This window comes from Ruegeria sp. L11 (genome assembly GCF_056531755.1).
Genome location: NZ_JBQFMI010000016.1, coordinates 11,548 through 28,769, shown reverse-complemented (window position 1 = coordinate 28,769; position 17,222 = coordinate 11,548). Strand labels below are relative to the sequence as shown.

Here is a 17,222-nt window from a genome sequence, read left to right as displayed (position 1 = left end):
GGGTCAAATGCGCTTATACGCGCCCATCCGCATCGGAATCGGTGCGGTTTTCTCCATGGGCCTGTGCTGGACGACATCCCGGCCTGCGCCATCAACTCTAACCTTTTAAAGGAGACCCCGATGTCGATCACTGCCGCAGAAAAAGCACGCGTCATGCAAGAATTCGCAACCAAAGAAGGCGACACCGGTTCGCCTGAAGTACAGGTTGCTATCCTGACCTCGCGCATCAACACCCTGACCGAGCACTTCAAGACCCACAAGAAAGACAACCACGGTCGTCGTGGTCTGCTGAAAATGGTTGCTCAGCGCCGTAAGCTGCTGGACTACCTGAAGGGCAAGGAAGAGGCGCGCTACCAGGACCTGATCAAAAAGCTGGGCATCCGCCGCTAAACGTATTTGTTACGTTTTGTACCGGTTCTGAACCCCGGTTTGTAAGATTTGTACGCCCGCCCAATTGGCGGGCGTTTTTGATTCCGGGTCAGATTGCCTGCCACTTTTTGTAGGTATCGACCGCCAAGGCGGTGTCGATCACGAACATCGCAACTGCGGTTACCATCGCTAGCATCGACACCCAGAACGACCCGCTTGCCGAGGCGACGGCCAGTGTCATGCCGCCGACGCAGGTGGCAATCGCGGCGGCTTTTTCAAGGCCGCTCATGTCGGTCAGAACGATGCCGGCAAGTTTGGTGAACCCGACGGACGCCTTGGCGACGCCCAGCATGGCCTTCATCATGGCCAGATCGCTGCCCGCCGTTCCGGCCTTGGCGATTGCGCCGGCATGGCGGCTGATCGGGCCGCTGCATTTGACGGCAATCCCGGCCCCGGCCCGCGTGACCGTCTTGGTTCCGAGCGCCTGATAAACCCCCAGCGCGGCCATGGCCATCGTGATGATATCGGCAAACGCCTTGGCGGCGGCCCCGATAAAGGTGTTCAGCGCGGCTTTCTTGCGCTTTTTCCTGCTGGTGCCCAGCGGTGCCCCCAAAAGCGGCGTGTCCCCCTGCATCAGGATCAGGCTGTCCGCAGTTTCCTGCACCGAAAACGGCGCGGCATCGACGGGAACCGTGGCGGCTTCGGTCTCGGGTATCGGGTCGGGGGACAGGAACCGCGCCTTGATCTGCGCCTGTTGGTCGGCCGGAAGCGCGCGGATATCGGCCCCTTCGTCTGAGGCATAAAGCTCTTCCCATGCGCTTTCCATGATCGCGGCCACGTCCGCCGCGCTTGGTTCGGCGGCGGGGGCTGTCATCAGCGGCATCTTCGGGCCTGCATCAAGGTCGATATCCTCGACCGCGTCCTCGGGGAGCTTGTCGAGCATTTCGATGAATGACTCGTCGAACACATCAGGGTTAAATGAAATGCCAGAGGCGGAATGGAGCTTCATGGGTAAACCTACTTTCATTAACTTTGACACAATAAGCCTGCACAATAGACGAGTTTTGAAATCTCTCTGTGGTGAACATCACACTTGAACAACCAGTCACCGCCAACCGGGGGGGGCGCGCGGCGTTTCGTGGCCGCAGCAGAACGTGTGTCTGTAGATCAGCCGTTATTCGGGAAGACCGGCCTTTTTCCACCCTTCGCGCCAGCTTTCCGCACAGGCCGGAACGGTAAAGATTGGCAGGCTGGTCTGATCCGAGGAAGCGGTGATATCGGGGCGCAGCGCTTGCAGGTCGCTTATCGCCGCCTGCGCCGCTGCGGCATCCGACATCTGGCCCAAGGCGGCAATAAGCATCAGGTGGCTCATGACAAATCCTGACCGAACGGCCAGAGCGTCACGCGCTGCGGCGGCGGCCTCGTCATACCGGCGCAGTTGAAAAAGCGCACTTGCCCGGGCGATATGCGCCGCATGGCGCATCGGGTCTTTCGGGCTGAGTTCAATGGCATGTGTTGCGTGTTCCAATGCCTCGTCCGACCGGTTCAACATGCACAGGTTGATAGAGGCGAGCATGTGAACACTTGCAGCATTGGGGTTTTCGGCCAGAGCCTGTTTGAACGCCGCCCGCGCGCGCGGCAAGTCGCGGGCCAGCATCGAGATTGAATGCGCCGCATAAGCCATGGCAATGCCGTCGGCGCGGTCGCTCATGAGAACGCGTTCTGCGGCGCTGATGGCGGCCCTGGGCCCTTCGCCGATGGGATCGAGCCCCTGAACAAGGCGCTGAATGTGCAGCCAGGCCAGCAGCCCTGCGGCAGCGGCGTAATCCGGGTCGCGGTCCAGCGCCAGCGTTGTCAGCCGGATGGCTTCGCGATTGGCGTCATCTGTCAGCAGATGAAAATGCGACTGCGCCTGAAGATAGAGTTCATAGGCTTCGAGGTTTTCGGTCGGCTTGGCGCGGGACCGGTTCGTTTCGGCTTGGCGCAGCGAAGGTTCGATCGCCGTGACGACCTCTTGCGTGACCTTGTCCTGAAGCTCGAAGATATCGTCCAGCACCCCGTCAAAGCGATCGGCCCACAGGTGGCTGCCATTTTCCGCATCGATCAACTGCCCGGTGATCCGGACACGCTGTCCCGCGCGGCGGACGGATCCTTCCAGCACATACCGAACCCCGAGCGTCAGGCCGACCTGGCGGATATCCGTCGTTTTTCCCTTGAAGATGAAGGACGAGTTGCGGGCCACGACCATCAGCCAGCGAAAGCGCGACAGTTCCGTGATGATGTCCTCGGTTATACCGTCGGCAAAGAACTCTTGCTCGGGGTCGCCGGACATGTTGTCGAAGGGCAGGACGGCGATCCCCGGGCGGGTGTCGGCGGGTGTTGCAAGATTGGAGGTTGAGCCCTTTGGCCAGCACCAGACACCAACGCGGCGCGTGATGTTCTTCAGCTCGGCCTGCCCGCCGCCGTCGAACAGGGCTGCATCGCCCCGGTCGAGACTGTGATGCGCCGTGTCCGAAATCAGGATCTGGTCGGGTTTGGCCAGAGCTTCGAGCCGGGCAGCGACATTGATGCCATCACCGAAGATGTCCTCGCCTTCTGTAATGACCTCACCCGTGTGAATACCGATGCGCAGCCGCAGCCCTTCGGGCTTGTCGCAGAATTGCAGGGCAATCGCAAAATCCGACGCGTCGGACGTTGACTGGAATTCAGCGATCCAGCCATCCCCCATGCTTTTGATCAATGTGCCGTTGTGGGATTTCAGAAGGGCAGTGAGCGTGTCGTCACGGAACGATTTCAGTGCTGCAAGTGTACCCTGCCGGTCCTGATCCATAAGCGCAGAGTACCCGACAACGTCAGCCGCCAGTACTGTCGTAAGCCGTCTTTTCATTCGCACCCCCCGATGAAAGTTAGGTTAGCGCAGTGATCCGGTTCTGTCAGGCCATTTCCCGGACGGGGGTAATGGCACGCATCGCACCATCATGCGGCCCTTGTGCCTTGTGTCGCGCTGCGAGGGGGCAGGGCCTGCCTCAGCATGATCCGGCCAGCTTTTTCGGTTTCGCTTTCCTTCCAACGCATTCTCATGTATGCGCGCGGTATCTGAGACGTTGTGCCCTGACCCCGGCACTCGAACGGAAGATAAATGGGGTCGGCGGCAATGGGGCCGCCATGCAAAACCGGAGACCCGCAGGGGCGGGAGTGCTCCGTTCTAGGATACGCATATGTTTGATGTAACGAAGAAATCGATGCAGTGGGGCGAGGAGACGCTGACACTGGAAACCGGCAAGGTTGCCCGTCAGGCCGACGGCACCGTGATTGCCACGCTGGGCGAAACCAGCGTCATGGCCAACGTGACCTTTGCCAAGAGCCAAAAACCTGGTCAGGACTTTTTCCCGCTGACCGTACATTACCAAGAGAAATATTACGCCGCCGGTAAGGTTCCGGGTGGCTTCTTCAAGCGCGAAGCGCGCCCGACCGAGAAAGAAACGCTGACCGCGCGTCTGATCGACCGTCCGATCCGCCCGCTGTTCGTTGACGGTTTCAAAAACGAAGTTCTGGTGATGTGCACCGTGCTGAGCCACGATCTGGTCAATGATCCCGACATCGTCGCGATGATCGCCGCGTCGGCTGCACTGACCATTTCCGGCGCGCCGTTCATGGGCCCGATCGCCGGTGCCCGCGTTGGTTTCGTGGATGGCGAATACGTCCTGAACCCGACCGTGGATGACATGCAGGACCTGCGCCTGAACCCTGAACAGCGTCTGGATCTGGTTGTTGCCGGCACCAAAGACGCCGTGATGATGGTGGAATCGGAAGCCTATGAGCTGTCCGAGGCCGAAATGCTGGGTGCCGTGACCTTTGCGCATGCACAGATCCAGCCGGTCATCGACCTGATCATTTCGCTGGCCGAAGACGCCGCGAAAGAGCCGTTTGAATTCGTCGCACCCGATTACTCGGAGCTTTACGCCGCCGTTTCGGCTGCCGGTGAAGAGCAGATGCGCGCCGCGTTCGCGATCACCGACAAGCAGGAGCGCACCGCCGCTGTTGCCGCTGCCCGTGAAGCGATCAAGGAAGCGCTGACCGAGGAACAGCTGGAAGACGCCAACCTTGGCTCGGCGATGAAAAAGCTGGAAGCCGGTATTCTGCGCGGTGACGTCGTCAAGGGCGGCAAGCGCATCGACGGTCGTTCGACCACCGATGTGCGTGCCATCGAAGCCGAAACCTCGCTGCTGCCGCGCACACACGGCTCTGCCCTGTTCACCCGCGGTGAAACTCAGGCGCTGGCCGTGACCACGCTGGGCACCGGCGACGATGAACAGTTCATCGACGCGCTGCACGGCAACTTCAAATCGAACTTCCTGCTGCATTACAACTTCCCCCCCTATTCGGTGGGTGAAGTGGGCCGCGTGGGTTCGCCCGGCCGTCGCGAGATCGGTCACGGCAAGCTGGCATGGCGCGCGCTGCAGGCGGTTCTGCCTGCGCCGACCGACTTCCCCTATACCATCCGCGTGGTGTCCGAGATCACTGAATCCAACGGCTCCAGCTCGATGGCGTCTGTCTGCGGCGGGTCGTTGTCGATGATGGATGCGGGTGTTCCGCTGAAAGCTCCGGTTGCCGGTGTGGCCATGGGTCTGATCCTGGAAGATGACGGGTCTTACGCAGTTCTGACCGACATCCTGGGTGACGAAGACCACCTGGGCGATATGGACTTCAAGGTTGCGGGTACTGCAAACGGCATCACCTCGCTTCAGATGGACATCAAGGTCGCGGGCATCACGCCTCAGATCATGGAAACCGCCCTGGCACAGGCCAAGGACGGCCGGATGCACATCCTGGGCGAGATGGGCAAAGCCCTGTCCGAGACCAACGAGTTCTCGGTCCACGCGCCGCGAATCGAGACCATGAACATCCCGACCGACAAGATCCGTGAAGTGATCGGTTCGGGCGGCAAGGTCATCCGCGAGATCGTCGAGGTTTCGGGTGCCAAGGTCGACATCAACGACGATGGCGTCATCAAGATCGCATCGCCCGATGGGGAATCGATCAAGAAAGCCTATGACATGATCTGGTCGATCGTGGCCGAGCCGGAAGAAGGTCAGGTCTATACCGGCAAGGTGGTCAAGATCGTCGATTTCGGTGCCTTCGTGAACTTCTTTGGCAAGCGCGATGGTCTGGTCCACGTGTCCCAGATCGAAAACCGCCGCCTGAACCATCCGTCGGATGTTCTGAAGGAAGGTCAGGAAGTGAAGGTCAAGCTGCTGGGCTTTGACGATCGCGGCAAGGTTCGCCTGTCGATGAAAGTGGTCGATCAGGAAACCGGCGAAGAGATCGTTCCCGAGAAGAAAGAAAAGAAAGAGGAAAGCGCAGAGTAATCTGCCCACCCTCTGATTGAATGCGAAAAGCCCCGGTTTCGACCGGGGCTTTTTTTTGTCCGTGCGGTCAAGAACACCGGGTGTCCCGTGGCTTGGTAAATCAATTGTTAACACTTCATGCGTGTATTTACTCAACCATAAGGATGATCTTGTTGCATTCAGGGATGCTTTTCGACCGTGGCCTCGATAACCGTTTTCGAAATCAGCGCAGACCCCTATAGCAATAGAAGCGTCGATATTACTGCCGCTTATTCCGTTGATATCACCGACAATGACGCCCTGTTGCAGGATCCCGACCCTGACAGCGCGCAGCTTGATTTGTCGGCCCTGCCCGGTTTTTCCGGGACAAGCCAGAATTTCAGCACCTTCGAAAGCTATTCGGGAACGGTGAACGGGGCGCCTGTCACCTTCATTCTGGTTCAGTTCTCGAACCCGCGCTACATCATCGTCACCTCGGGTCAGGCGCAGCTGAACGATACGATCACGGGGACCAGCTTTGGCGGGACGGCAGCGCCAAGCACCTATCAGACCTTGCCGTCTTTCGTGTGTTTTACCGCCGGGTCCCTGATCCGGACGCCCACCGGGCTGCGCCGTGTCGAAACGCTGAACCCCGGCGACCCGGTTGTCACTGCCAAGGGCCATATCCGCCCGGTGCGCTGGATCGGCAGGCGTCGCTTGTCAGCGCAGGAGTTGCAACAGGACCCTCATCTCTGTCCGGTTCGGATCATGGCGGGATGTTTCGGGCCAAACAGCCCCAACCGTGATCTGGTCGTCTCGCCACAACACCGGATCGCCGTCACCTCGGCGATGATGGAGCTGATGCATTGCGAGACCGCGATGCTGGCCCCGGCCAAGGGGCTGATCAACGGGCGGACAATCGTTCAGGAGCTGCCCGCGCAAGGGGTCGAGTATGTCCATATCCTTTTTGACCGGCATGAGTTGGTGAATGTCGAAGGGGTCTGGTCCGAATCCTTCTATCCCGGCGACACGACACTGGGCGCGATGGCTCTCGCCACAAGGCGCGAGCTGTTCACCCTGTTCCCGGATCTGGCCTGCGGTGCCGGTGGCTATGGGTCAACCGCGTTGCCGGTGCTGAAACCCTTTGAGGTTCGGGTGCTGAAGGCGGATCTGACGCTGCCCTGCTGGTCATCGGTCCCGAACACATCTGCGCACGCCGCCTGACAGGGGTGCCGATCAGTGAGCAACCCCGCCGGGCCCATGTTTCAGAAGATGCCACTGGCCATAGCTGTCCTTCAGGTCCAGCTTTATCGCGGCATCAGAGCGGGTCGAGGCGCTGCCAATCTCGGCAATGGAAAACTCGATCCCGCCGGGGATATCGATGCGCACCCGATGCGCGCCGCCGCCATGCGGGGCCTGAATCGGCTGTCCGGTGGATTTCAGAACATCACCAACGGTAACGCTGGCCGTGCGTTCTTCGAGGTCCATCTCGAATTCGATCGGCAGGTAAAGCGTGTCATGAACCGTCTCGCACATTGCCCTGAACACATACCAATGCGTCGCCATCTCTTCGGTTTCTTCACCGTGAAAGACCTTTTCCAGCGCGTCGCGCTGTGCCGGGGTTGCTGCGGGATCAACGATCACCTGCATCTCGCCGCCGCCCTCAAAGATCGGCCCCGGCCAGGCATAGATCAGCGCGGCTTTGGTCCCGCTGAGGTCGGTGTCACCGAAATGCCCTTTGGTCACCTCCAGCACTTCGAACCCCCGGCAATCGCCATGGGTCGGCAACTCTTCGAACTGGCAGGGGCAGGCATAGCCGCAGTTGCAGTTCCCGAAACTCTCTCCTTCAACATACCAATCTGTAAAAGCCATGGTCTTCTCCTGCTTTGAACAGTCCGAAAGCCCGAGGTGATTGGTCGCATGCCTGAGTTTTGCCCCTAAGCACCCTATCACAATTCGGCGCGAACCAGAACCTGAGGGGCCCGAAGAAGCCGATGAACAGCGCTGCCCCAGCCCCGGATCTATTCACTCACGCGCGTCCAAAAACCTGTGAAACGAAGTGATAGCCCCGCGCCTTTCCTTTCCGTCAAGCCCGCCCACATCGAGGCCAAGCAGAGTTTTGGAGCTACGGAGACAATCATGTTCAAGCGCATTTTACTTACCTCAACGGCCCTCGCCGCCAGCGCGACGGCGCTTGCCGCGCAAAGCCTGGGCGACGGCACCTATGTTCAGGGCTTTGTCGGGTACAGCCAGTTGCAGGACAGCGATTTCGCAGGCACGATCGGCGGCGCGCCGCAGTCGGTCGACACGGAGTTCGACGCAGGGTTCGGTCTGGGCGTGGCCATCGGCAAGGAGATCCCGCAATGGTCCAATGACAGGTTCGGCACGCGTATTGAGCTGGAGCTGTCTTACCGCGACAGCGACGTGGATGGTGTGAACTTCTCGGGCAACGGGCCGGGGGCCGAGGGCAATATCTCGGGCGATGTCACGCAGACCTCATTGTTTGCCAATGTGCTGTTCGATTTCAAACAGGCGGGTGCGCTGACGCCCTATGCCGGGTTTGGTCTGGGGGCCACCTATTCGGATCTGGATTTTGCCTATGGGCCCGGTGTGGCGCTGGATGACAGCGACACCGCCTTTGCCGCGCAGCTGATCGCCGGTGTGGCTTACGAGATCAACCCGTCAACCGCCTTTACCGTCGACGCCCGCTATGCCCGCGCCTTTGACGTCTCGTCGCGGCGGCTGGCCCCGAACGGCGCGTTGACCGGCATCGTCGAAGACGATCTGGATACGTTCAGTGTCAATTTCGGGCTTCGGTACAGGTTCTGAGGTCTAGGGGCAGGTTTCCCGCCGGTCACCCTGCCCCCGCCTGCTTCATCTGGCCCCAAATATCCTCGGGGGGAATCGTGCCGGCAGGCGCGATGGGGGGCAGACAGCCCCCCCCCCCTGACCCGGTGACCGCCTCAGGACGGCGCTTTGGTCTTGCGCAGATAGGGAAAGATCGTCTCGAACGCGCCGAATTTGGCCTTGGCGTCTTCGTTCGACACTGAGGGCGGGATGATCACGTCTTCACCCGGCACCCAGTTGGCAGGTGTTGCGACACCTTTCGACGACATCTGCAACCCGTCCAGCGCGCGCAGGATTTCGGCAAAGTTGCGGCCCACGGTCATCGGGTAGGTCATCGACAGTTTCAGCTGCTTGTCCGGGCCGATGATAAAGACCGACCGCACGGTGGCGCTGTCAGCCGGGGTGCGACCATCAGGCAGGTAGGCTTCGGCTGGCAGCATGTCGAAGGCTTTCGACACCGCCAGACCCTCATCAGCGATGATCGGGAACCCGGGATTGGCCTTGCCGTATTCCTCGATATCCTTCTTCCACTTCTTGTGGTCTTCGACACCGTCAACCGACACGCCGATCACCTTGGTGTTGCGCGCGGCCCATTCGTCACTCAGCTGAGCGACGGCCGAGAATTCGGTGGTGCAGACAGGTGTGAAATCCTTGGGGTGCGAGAACAGAATGGCCCAGCTGTCGCCAATCCAGTCGTGAAACTGAATGGTGCCCTGATCTGTTTCTGCGGTGAAGTTCGGGACCGTGTCGTTGATGCGCAAACCCATGGGGTATCTCCTTTCCAGTATTAACCTGAGTCGATTGCCCGCAACCTAATCACTTTGCCCATGGGTTAAAACTTGCATCGTGGTCGCGGCCCGGAAATTCACCGGTTTCACAGGAAAAATAATTTGATCAAATCACCTATTGCCCCCTGTTCGCTTGGGTGACAGAGTGTCGGCGAACAGCCGGATTCTAGCTGGACCGACAGGAGGGCTCAGGATGATCGAAAAGCGGAATTTCTTTATCAATGGTCAATGGGTCGCGCCGTCGCAACCCAATGATTTCGAGGTCATCAACCCCTCGACCGAGGAGCCGTGCGCGGTGATCTCACTGGGTGGGCAGGCCGACACGGATGCGGCAGTTGCCGCCGCCAAGGCCGCCCTGCCGGGCTGGATGGCAACGCCGGTAGAGGCCCGCATCGCGCTGGTCGAGAAGCTGATCGACATCTACCAGACCCGCGCGGAAGATCTGGCGCAGGCCATGTCGCTGGAAATGGGCGCGCCGATTGACATGTCGCGCAGCCAGCAGGTTGGTGCAGGCACATGGCATTTGCAGAACTTCATCCGCGCGGCCAAGGCGTTTCAGTTTGAACGCCCTCTGGGGGATCACGCCCCGAATGACCGGATCATCTATGAGGCGGTTGGCGTGGCCGCATTGATCACGCCCTGGAACTGGCCGATGAACCAGGTCACGCTCAAGGTCGGCGCAGCGGCGATTGCGGGCTGCACGATGGTTCTGAAACCCTCCGAGCAAAGCCCGCTGAACGCGATGATCTTTGCCGAGATGATGGACGAGGCAGGGTTCCCGCCCGGTGTCTTCAATCTGGTAAACGGCGATGGCGCGGGCGTCGGCTCGCAGCTGTCGGGTCATCCCGACGTGGATATGGTCAGCTTTACCGGCTCGACCCGTGCGGGTACGGCGATTTCGAAGAACGCGGCGGAAACGCTCAAGAAAGTGCATCTGGAGCTGGGTGGCAAAGGCGCCAATGTGGTCTTTGCCGATGCCGATGAAAAGGCTGTCAAACGCGGCGTGCTGCATATGATGAACAACACCGGCCAAAGCTGTAACGCCCCCAGCCGGATGCTGGTGCAGCGACCGATCTATGATCAGGCTGTTGAGATCGCCGCCGAGGTCGCCAGCAAGGTCACGGTGGGCAGTGCCGCAGAAGAGGGCCGCCATATCGGACCCGTCGTGAATGAGGTTCAGTGGACCAAGATTCAGGACCTGATCCAGAAAGGTATCGACGAAGGGGCGCGGCTGGTCGCGGGCGGCACCGGACGCCCTGAGGGGCTGAACAAGGGCTATTATGTCCGCCCCACGGTCTTTGCCGATGCCAACAACCAGATGACCATCGCGCGCGAGGAAATCTTTGGCCCCGTCCTGACCATGATCCCGTTCGACACCGAGGAAGAGGCTGTCGAGATCGCCAATGACACGCCTTATGGCCTGACCAATTATGTGCAGACGCAGGACAAGGCGCGCGCCAACCGCATGGCGCGGGTTCTGCGGTCGGGCATGGTCGAGATGAACGGCCAGTCGCGCAGCGCGGGCTCTCCGTTTGGTGGGATGAAGCAATCCGGCAACGGGCGCGAAGGTGGCGTTTGGGGGCTGGAAGACTTTCTGGAAGTCAAATCCGTCGGCGGCTGGGCGGCTGAATAATCCACCCAGCGCAATGCAAGATGAGAGGGCGGGGCAACGCGGTTGCCTCGCCCTTATTATGTCAGACAGGCCGCACCACTAGCTGGGGTTCCCCGTTGGACGTATGGCGACGGGAACGACCGTCCCAGCCAATCTCTCCAGTCACGCGCTGGCGATAGGCCGAGAAACTGTCGAACCGGACCACATCGACAGGCGTGTCGAACTGTAGGGTCACCCGGCGGTGTGCACCGTCCCCCAGCATTGTCAGACCACGAATTTCCGCCGTGAACGGCTGGCCCAGGTATCGACCTTCGACCCGGTCGCCCACGCGCAAGCGCATCCGGTTGCCCGCCATCGCGTGCAATGTGTTCCAGTCGCGCACCCCATGTTGATGAGCCACCAGTTCCAGCGCCTGACCGTGCGACAGCTGAACGCCGGTGTCGTGCAGTTTCCGTCGCAGGCGTTTGGCCTGTTCTTTCAGCTCCTCCAGCGGAGCGATGTCTTGTGACAGTGTCATGTTTTGCCTCGTTTCCTTGAACGGGCGCGAGTTTAGGACGGGGTTCGCATTACCATCCGCGCGCCGGGAAAGGGCAACAGATGTTTGTTCAACCGGGTTTCACCAAAGCCTATGGCCGCGAACGGCAGGGGACCCGAACCTGCGTTGCTTTTTGGCAGCGGTCGGGCCTTCTGTCAATCAGGCGTCGGCCTGCGCCGCCTCATAGGCCAGCATGGCCCTTTTGACCGGCAGACCCCAGTGATAGCCGCCCAACCCCCCTGATTTGCGCAGGGCGCGGTGACACGGGATCAGCCAACTGACCGGGTTTCGCCCGACCGCCGTGCCCACGGCGCGCACGGCCTGCGGCGAACCCACGCGCTGCGCGATCTCGGAATAGGTCGTCACCTGCCCCGACGGGATGTGCATCAGTGCTTCCCATACCTTGATCTGCAAGGGCGAGCCGATCAGGTAGAGCGGCGTCGGCTCTAACCGGTCGCGGGCCGTGCCGAAAGCGCTGAGAACCCAGGGGCGCAGACGCATGGTATCTTCGACATAATCCGCGTTGGGCCAGCGCGAGACCATATCCTCCATCGCCGCCTTCTCTCCGGTTTCGGCCCCGAAGGCGATGCCGCAGATCCCCTTGTCGGTGCCCATGACCAGCGCGGGACCAAAGGGGCATTCAAACCAGCCCCAGTAGATCGTCAGACCCGTGCCCTTGCGGGCGTATTCGCCGGGGCTCATGGATTCCCATTTCAGGAACAGATCATGCAGGCGGCCACTGCCGGACAGGCCGACATTATGGGCGGTTTCAAGCGTGGTGAACCGTTCGCGCAGCAGCGCCTTTGCATGGCCCAGCGTCAGGTATTGCTGATACCGTTTTGGCGACACACCAGTCCAACGCGAGAACAGGCGCTGGAAATGCGCTGGGCTCATATCCATCTGGCGGGCCAACTCATCGAGGCTGAGGGTTTCACCGCCCTGATCAATCAGGTCGATTGCCCGGCGCATGACGTTATAGTGGTATCCGCTTTCGGGGGTCTGGACGTTCATGGTTGCACCTCATTGTCTGGCACAAACCATAGCGCGCGCGACACGCTGCCGCGACCCGGAACTTGCGCATTGGCTTTGGGCTTGTGTCGCGGCCCCTCGGGCGGCATTAAGGCCCGGATGGCAAAGCAACTCGACTATCATACGATCCGCGAGATCTTTACGCGCTTTCAGGAGGCCGACCCCGAACCCAAGGGTGAGCTTGAGCATGTGAATGTCTACACGCTGGTCGTGGCCGTGGCGCTGTCGGCGCAGGCAACCGATGCGGGGGTCAACAAGGCCACGCGCGACTTGTTCAAGATCGCCGATACGCCGCAAAAGATGCTGGATCTGGGCGAGGAGGGCCTGATCGAGCATATCAAGACCATCGGCCTGTTCCGCCAGAAGGCCAAGAACGTCATCAAGCTGAGCCGTATTCTGGTCGAAGACTATGGCGGTGAAGTCCCAAATTCCCGCGCAGCGCTGCAATCGCTGCCGGGTGTCGGACGCAAGACCGCCAACGTTGTGCTGAACATGTGGTGGCGGCAGCCAGCGCAGGCTGTGGACACGCACATCTTTCGCGTCGGCAACCGCACCGGCATCTGCCCCGGCAAGGACGTGGACGCGGTCGAGCGCGCCATCGAAGACAATATCCCCGCCGATTTTCAACTCCATGCGCATCACTGGCTGATCCTGCATGGCCGGTACCATTGCAAGGCGCGCAAGCCGCAATGCCCGACCTGTATCATCCGTGATCTCTGTCAATTCGAGGACAAGACATTATGAAAACCTACCAGCTGACCGGTATCGGAAATGCCGTTGTGGACGTGATCTCGCAGGCCGATGACAGTTTCCTGGAACTGATGGGCATTGAAAAAGGCATCATGCAACTGATCGAGCAGGAGCGCGGCGAGCTTCTGTATGCCTCGATGGAGCGCCGGGTGCAGACGCCGGGCGGGTCCGTTGCCAACACGATTGCGGGCGCAGGTGCGCTGGGGTTGGATGCCGCCTTTATCGGGCGGGTGCATGACGACGCGCTGGGCCGGTTCTATGCGGATGCGATGAACGAAGATGGCGTCGATTTCGTGAACCCGCCGGTTCCGGGCGGGGAATTGCCGACCTCGCGCTCGATGATCTTTGTCTCGCCCGATGGCGAGCGGTCGATGAACACCTATCTGGGCATCTCCTCGGAACTGTCGTCGCATGACGTGCCCGATGAGGTCGCCGGAAGCAGCCAGATCATGTTCCTTGAGGGCTATCTGTTCGACAAGGAAAAGGGAAAGGCCGCGTTTCTTGAGGCCGCGCGCGCCTGCCACAAGGGCGGCGGCAAGACCGGGATCGCCATTTCCGACCCGTTTTGCGTGGAACGGCACCGGGTCGATTTCCTGCTGCTGATCGAGAATGAGCTGGATTTCGTCATCGGCAACGAGGCTGAAATCAAATCGCTGTTTGAAACCGACGATCTGGAAGAGGCGCTGATCAAGACCGCCGAGATTTGCCCGCTGGTGGTTTGCACGCGCTCGGGTGATGGCGTGACCGTCCTGAACGGAGGCGCGCGCATCGACGTGCCGGTCAAGAGGATCGTGCCGGTAGACGCAACCGGTGCCGGTGACCAGTTCGCCGCGGGGTTCCTGTATGGAATGGCCACAGGGCGCGATTACGAGACCTGCGCCAGGATCGGCAACGTCTGCGCCCGCGAGGTCATCAGCCATATCGGCCCAAGACCCGAAGCGGATATGCTGGAATTGTTGCGGGAAGAAGGGCTGCTTTGAGCCCATTTTGTTGAAAGACTCCTCCTTTATCGAAGGCTGAACGGCCAATCCGCATGTTGCGGGCTGGGTATTGCGTTGTGATCCGGTCCGCGCGGTGGTTTTGTGAAGAGGCGCAACTGGCTTGAAGTCATTCGGACTATGGTTGGCCACTCATAGAAGCGTGCTGCCTTTTTGAGCGTCCAATCATTCTCACCCTTAAGGGTGTTTGCTTGTTTTAACCTCTGTCTACGCGCAAGTGCCTTGGATTTTGGTCTTCGTTGCCCCAAGTTTGCGCCGGAGCACACAACGCGGACCCAGAAACACGTGCGGCGTGCCAGTGTCGATTGGCGCGTGGACGAGAGGCATATCCTGGTCGGTGGCAAAAGCGGGACCCATCAACGCATGCAACAGTCCCGCAATGCCGGTGTATCCGTAGAAGTCTGAACGTCAATGAACGCTTTGTTTTTTAGCCGAGTTGTTTGGTCCACAAAACAACGCGTTCGATCTCTTGGATCAGGCAATCCTGAAAATCCCTGTCTATCTGTGAAGCGTTGATGCCAATTGGTTCAACGACCGCAAACCGATAGAGAGGAAGGCCCTCTACGATCCGCGGCCGTCCTTTGTTCCCTTGCAACCAATGAAAAGCCGTAAAAGCATCCACGAGAGGCAACCCACCGCAGGATTTGCTAAGAGTAAGTGCAGCTAAAGATGTTTCGACAGTCACCGGTGGGCGCTCACCCTCTAGCAAGTCACTTAGCGACAAAGCACTCTCAACTTCGTTGCGCAGCCCGATGATCTGATAGGGCGCCATCTGTTCCAGTGTCAGCGCCCCCTGACCTGCGGCTAAAGGGTGACCTTCGGGAACAAAACAAATATGTGGTAAGCTTCCCTCAAACAGGACGTTCATTTGCTTCAGAGAGCGCGAAACATAGGCGAAGCCTGTTCTCATCGCGCCGAAACGGGCATAGTCCAGTATCCAGTTTGAAGATCGTACCCGCCAATCGATCCGGATGTTCTTTTCCGCTATGTTCAGCCGTCTCAGGGCCTGAGGCACGAGGTCTAATGAGGCGGCGGTTATTGTGGCAATTGACAAGGACCCGCGATCCTTCCGAGCGATCTGAGAGGCGATCTCGTCCAAGTTCGCAAGGGCCGAAAAATTGCGTTTAACCTCTTGATAGAATTCTTCCGCTTCGGGGAGCGGTGTCACACCCTTACTCCGGCGACGAAACAAAGGAACGCCAAACTCCCGCTCCAGATCCGACAAAAGCCGGCTGACGCTGGGTTGTGACAGATTCAACCTGCGACCAGCAGCGGAAACCGACCCGGTTTGCATGATCGCAGAGAAGACGTTGAGTTGGTTATGGGTGAACATAGGTATTCGATTAACAAATATCAGTCGAAACAGATAGTATTATTTCAAATGTAAGCGCTGTGGTACTGTCCCGTTGTTTCGGAGGGCAGCGCCAAGAATGAAGAAAAATGTCATTTTGATTATGACGGACCAGCAACGCGCCAACAGTCTGGGCTGCACCGGAAACAAGCATGTCAGGACACCGAATATAGACGCACTGGCCCAGCGGGGCGCCGTCTTTACCAAGCATTTCACACCGCACCAGATCTGCTCTCCAAGCCGGTCCACTTTGTTCAGCGGTCAGTATGCAAGGTCGCACGGCCTGACGCGCAACGGGGTTGCCCTGCCTGAGGATCTGAAACTGATCACCCATGACTTTCAGGCCATGGGGTACAAGACCCATGGGGTTGGGAAATTCCACTTCCAACCTATTCTGGCCGGGCCAGAGCATCTTATGCCGGATTCAAACGCCTTTTGGGACTTACCGGAAAGTGAGGGATGGTGCGGCCCCTTTTACGGGTTTGACGCGGTCGACATTCTGATTGGAGAATCCGTTAGTGCCACAAAAGGTGGGCATTATGCCCGTTGGCTGGAATCCGTCGCGCCGGGAGCGGCCGAGCTCTATCTCCCGGAAAACGCGCTTGAACCGCAATGTGGGGATATTGACGAAGTTTGGAAATCGGCCATCCCTTTCGACTTGCATTACAACTCTTGGATCACAGATCGGGCCTGCGAGTTCCTGACTGAAAATGACGGGTCAGACCCGTTCTTTCTGTTTGTTTCCTTTCCCGATCCGCACCATCCTTTTTCCCCCCCTGCGCCATGGTGCGACATGTACGATCCGGCGGACATGCCAATGCCCTCATATGTGCCTGATGAGCTGTCAGCGATGCCGTCTTTCCTGCGCGACGGCGATGATGAGGAAAAAGGTAAAAGCTATGTGGACTTCCTGCGCGATCCGGGACCACCGCGAGAACAGGGTTTTTTGCAGACAACATCGAGCTTCTCGGACGATTCAATTCGCCGTGCGATCGCGTATACCAATGGAATGATTTCGATGATTGACGCTTGCGTCGGCCGGATCATGGCACAGGCGGAGCATCAAGGTCTCCTTGAAGACACCATTGTCATTTTCACCTCGGATCATGGCGAGTTGTTGGGTGATCACGGGCTTATCCGAAAAGGCCCCAGCCCCTACAGATCGCTTTTGCACGTACCGCTGATCGCTGCAGGTCCGGGGATCGAGCCTGGCGAACGTCACGGGACAACAAGTCATCTGGATCTGCGCGCGACCCTGCAGGATTTTTTGGAGCTGGAGCATCAGCCGACCGAAGGGGTCTCTTTCGCTCACCTGATGACGCAGGCAGATGGCCCGGGGCGTCGCGCGTTTTTTGCCGAATATCACCCACGCACGCGCATGGACACTTACAACCAGACGGTAATGACAGACGAATGGCGTGTCACAATCTATCCTCAAAACGCAGACTGGGGAGAGATGTTCGATCTTCGCAACGATCCGGGTGAACACGTCAATCTCTTCTTCAAAGAAGAATACCGCAGCACGCGTGACGAGATCATTGAAAAATTGTCACGACACTTTCCGCCAGCTGCGGATGCAGGCGGAGTATCACTTGCAACCTACTAATCAAATCTGA

15 protein-coding genes and 1 pseudogene are annotated in these 17,222 nt (G+C 59.3%); 9 read left to right on the top strand and 7 right to left on the bottom strand.

From position 1 onward, the window contains the following. Window positions 1-120 precede the first annotated feature (120 nt). Window positions 121-390: a 30S ribosomal protein S15 gene (gene rpsO / locus ACR0CE_RS17485; protein WP_170329634.1), complete on the top strand. Its 270-nt coding sequence runs from the start codon at window positions 121-123 to the stop codon at window positions 388-390. 88 nt (window positions 391-478) lie between these two features. Here rpsO and ACR0CE_RS17480 read toward each other — a convergent pair whose 3' ends face one another. Together ACR0CE_RS17480 and ACR0CE_RS17475 are read right to left on the bottom strand one after the other, a co-directional pair. Then, on the bottom strand, window positions 479-1,378 hold the full coding sequence (locus tag ACR0CE_RS17480) for a hypothetical protein (RefSeq protein ID WP_480833334.1): 900 nt from the start codon (window positions 1,376-1,378) through the stop codon (window positions 479-481). A gap of 165 nt (window positions 1,379-1,543) precedes the next feature. Next, the gene (locus tag ACR0CE_RS17475) at window positions 1,544-3,256 is read right to left on the bottom strand and encodes an adenylate/guanylate cyclase domain-containing protein (RefSeq protein ID WP_480833333.1); all 1,713 of its coding nucleotides are present in this window, start codon (window positions 3,254-3,256) and stop codon (window positions 1,544-1,546) included. 331 nt (window positions 3,257-3,587) lie between these two features. On the opposite strand from ACR0CE_RS17475, the gene pnp reads away from it, so the two are divergent. Beyond that, window positions 3,588-5,738: a polyribonucleotide nucleotidyltransferase gene (pnp, locus tag ACR0CE_RS17470; protein ID WP_209505097.1), complete on the top strand. Its 2,151-nt coding sequence runs from the start codon at window positions 3,588-3,590 to the stop codon at window positions 5,736-5,738. 177 nt (window positions 5,739-5,915) lie between these two features. Next, on the top strand, window positions 5,916-6,920 hold the full coding sequence (locus ACR0CE_RS17465; protein ID WP_480833332.1) for a Hint domain-containing protein: 1,005 nt from the start codon (window positions 5,916-5,918) through the stop codon (window positions 6,918-6,920). A 12-nt stretch (window positions 6,921-6,932) separates the two neighbouring features. Here ACR0CE_RS17465 and ACR0CE_RS17460 read toward each other — a convergent pair whose 3' ends face one another. Then, a complete protein-coding gene (locus ACR0CE_RS17460; RefSeq protein WP_480482813.1) occupies window positions 6,933-7,568 on the bottom strand; it encodes a DUF1326 domain-containing protein in 636 nt (211 codons plus the stop codon). A 267-nt stretch (window positions 7,569-7,835) separates the two neighbouring features. On the opposite strand from ACR0CE_RS17460, the gene ACR0CE_RS17455 reads away from it, so the two are divergent. Further along, on the top strand, window positions 7,836-8,525 hold the full coding sequence (locus ACR0CE_RS17455) for an outer membrane protein (protein WP_480833331.1): 690 nt from the start codon (window positions 7,836-7,838) through the stop codon (window positions 8,523-8,525). Window positions 8,526-8,659: 134 nt separating this feature from the next. On the opposite strand, the gene ACR0CE_RS17450 is transcribed toward ACR0CE_RS17455, so the two are convergent. Then, window positions 8,660-9,310, bottom strand: coding sequence for a peroxiredoxin (locus tag ACR0CE_RS17450; RefSeq protein WP_480482809.1), 651 nt, complete (start codon window positions 9,308-9,310; stop codon window positions 8,660-8,662). A 214-nt stretch (window positions 9,311-9,524) separates the two neighbouring features. Between ACR0CE_RS17450 and ACR0CE_RS17445 the strand changes: the two genes are divergently transcribed. Then, the gene (locus ACR0CE_RS17445) at window positions 9,525-10,964 is read left to right on the top strand and encodes an aldehyde dehydrogenase family protein (protein ID WP_480774273.1); all 1,440 of its coding nucleotides are present in this window, start codon (window positions 9,525-9,527) and stop codon (window positions 10,962-10,964) included. Between the two features lie 61 nt (window positions 10,965-11,025). Here the strand turns inward: ACR0CE_RS17445 and ACR0CE_RS17440 are convergent, their stop codons facing one another. Beyond that, window positions 11,026-11,460, bottom strand: coding sequence for a glyoxalase superfamily protein (locus ACR0CE_RS17440; RefSeq protein ID WP_480833330.1), 435 nt, complete (start codon window positions 11,458-11,460; stop codon window positions 11,026-11,028). 177 nt (window positions 11,461-11,637) lie between these two features. Beyond that, on the bottom strand, window positions 11,638-12,489 hold the full coding sequence (locus tag ACR0CE_RS17435; RefSeq protein WP_480474266.1) for a bifunctional helix-turn-helix domain-containing protein/methylated-DNA--[protein]-cysteine S-methyltransferase: 852 nt from the start codon (window positions 12,487-12,489) through the stop codon (window positions 11,638-11,640). Window positions 12,490-12,606: 117 nt separating this feature from the next. Here ACR0CE_RS17435 and nth point away from each other — a divergent pair, with 117 nt between their 5' ends. From nth to ACR0CE_RS17420, 3 genes and pseudogenes are all read left to right on the top strand, one after another. After that, window positions 12,607-13,251 (top strand): endonuclease III, encoded by a 645-nt coding sequence (nth, locus tag ACR0CE_RS17430; RefSeq protein WP_209598429.1) that lies wholly within the window; start codon window positions 12,607-12,609, stop codon window positions 13,249-13,251. Further along, a complete protein-coding gene (locus ACR0CE_RS17425) occupies window positions 13,248-14,237 on the top strand; it encodes an adenosine kinase (RefSeq protein WP_480774276.1) in 990 nt (329 codons plus the stop codon). Before nth ends, ACR0CE_RS17425 begins: the two co-directional genes overlap by 4 nt. Window positions 14,238-14,501: 264 nt before the next feature. Beyond that, window positions 14,502-14,600: pseudogene (locus tag ACR0CE_RS17420) on the top strand (IS6 family transposase); the annotation flags it as partial. Window positions 14,601-14,682: 82 nt separating this feature from the next. On the opposite strand, the gene ACR0CE_RS17415 reads toward ACR0CE_RS17420, so the two are convergent. Continuing rightward, a complete protein-coding gene (locus tag ACR0CE_RS17415) occupies window positions 14,683-15,588 on the bottom strand; it encodes a LysR family transcriptional regulator (protein ID WP_480833329.1) in 906 nt (301 codons plus the stop codon). Window positions 15,589-15,685: 97 nt separating this feature from the next. On the opposite strand from ACR0CE_RS17415, the gene ACR0CE_RS17410 reads away from it, so the two are divergent. Then, on the top strand, window positions 15,686-17,212 hold the full coding sequence (locus tag ACR0CE_RS17410) for a sulfatase family protein (RefSeq protein ID WP_480833328.1): 1,527 nt from the start codon (window positions 15,686-15,688) through the stop codon (window positions 17,210-17,212). Window positions 17,213-17,222: the final 10 nt, after the last annotated feature.

Coding starts and splice junctions, on each gene's coding strand:
- rpsO (WP_170329634.1), top strand. CDS start 121: ATGTCGATCACTGCCGCAGAAAAAGCACGCGTCATGCAAGAATTCGCA.
- ACR0CE_RS17480 (WP_480833334.1), bottom strand. CDS start 1,378: ATGAAGCTCCATTCCGCCTCTGGCATTTCATTTAACCCTGATGTGTTC.
- ACR0CE_RS17475 (WP_480833333.1), bottom strand. CDS start 3,256: ATGAAAAGACGGCTTACGACAGTACTGGCGGCTGACGTTGTCGGGTAC.
- pnp (WP_209505097.1), top strand. CDS start 3,588: ATGTTTGATGTAACGAAGAAATCGATGCAGTGGGGCGAGGAGACGCTG.
- ACR0CE_RS17460 (WP_480482813.1), bottom strand. CDS start 7,568: ATGGCTTTTACAGATTGGTATGTTGAAGGAGAGAGTTTCGGGAACTGC.
- ACR0CE_RS17455 (WP_480833331.1), top strand. CDS start 7,836: ATGTTCAAGCGCATTTTACTTACCTCAACGGCCCTCGCCGCCAGCGCG.
- ACR0CE_RS17450 (WP_480482809.1), bottom strand. CDS start 9,310: ATGGGTTTGCGCATCAACGACACGGTCCCGAACTTCACCGCAGAAACA.
- ACR0CE_RS17445 (WP_480774273.1), top strand. CDS start 9,525: ATGATCGAAAAGCGGAATTTCTTTATCAATGGTCAATGGGTCGCGCCG.
- ACR0CE_RS17440 (WP_480833330.1), bottom strand. CDS start 11,460: ATGACACTGTCACAAGACATCGCTCCGCTGGAGGAGCTGAAAGAACAG.
- ACR0CE_RS17435 (WP_480474266.1), bottom strand. CDS start 12,489: ATGAACGTCCAGACCCCCGAAAGCGGATACCACTATAACGTCATGCGC.
- nth (WP_209598429.1), top strand. CDS start 12,607: ATGGCAAAGCAACTCGACTATCATACGATCCGCGAGATCTTTACGCGC.
- ACR0CE_RS17425 (WP_480774276.1), top strand. CDS start 13,248: ATGAAAACCTACCAGCTGACCGGTATCGGAAATGCCGTTGTGGACGTG.
- ACR0CE_RS17415 (WP_480833329.1), bottom strand. CDS start 15,588: ATGTTCACCCATAACCAACTCAACGTCTTCTCTGCGATCATGCAAACC.
- ACR0CE_RS17410 (WP_480833328.1), top strand. CDS start 15,686: ATGAAGAAAAATGTCATTTTGATTATGACGGACCAGCAACGCGCCAAC.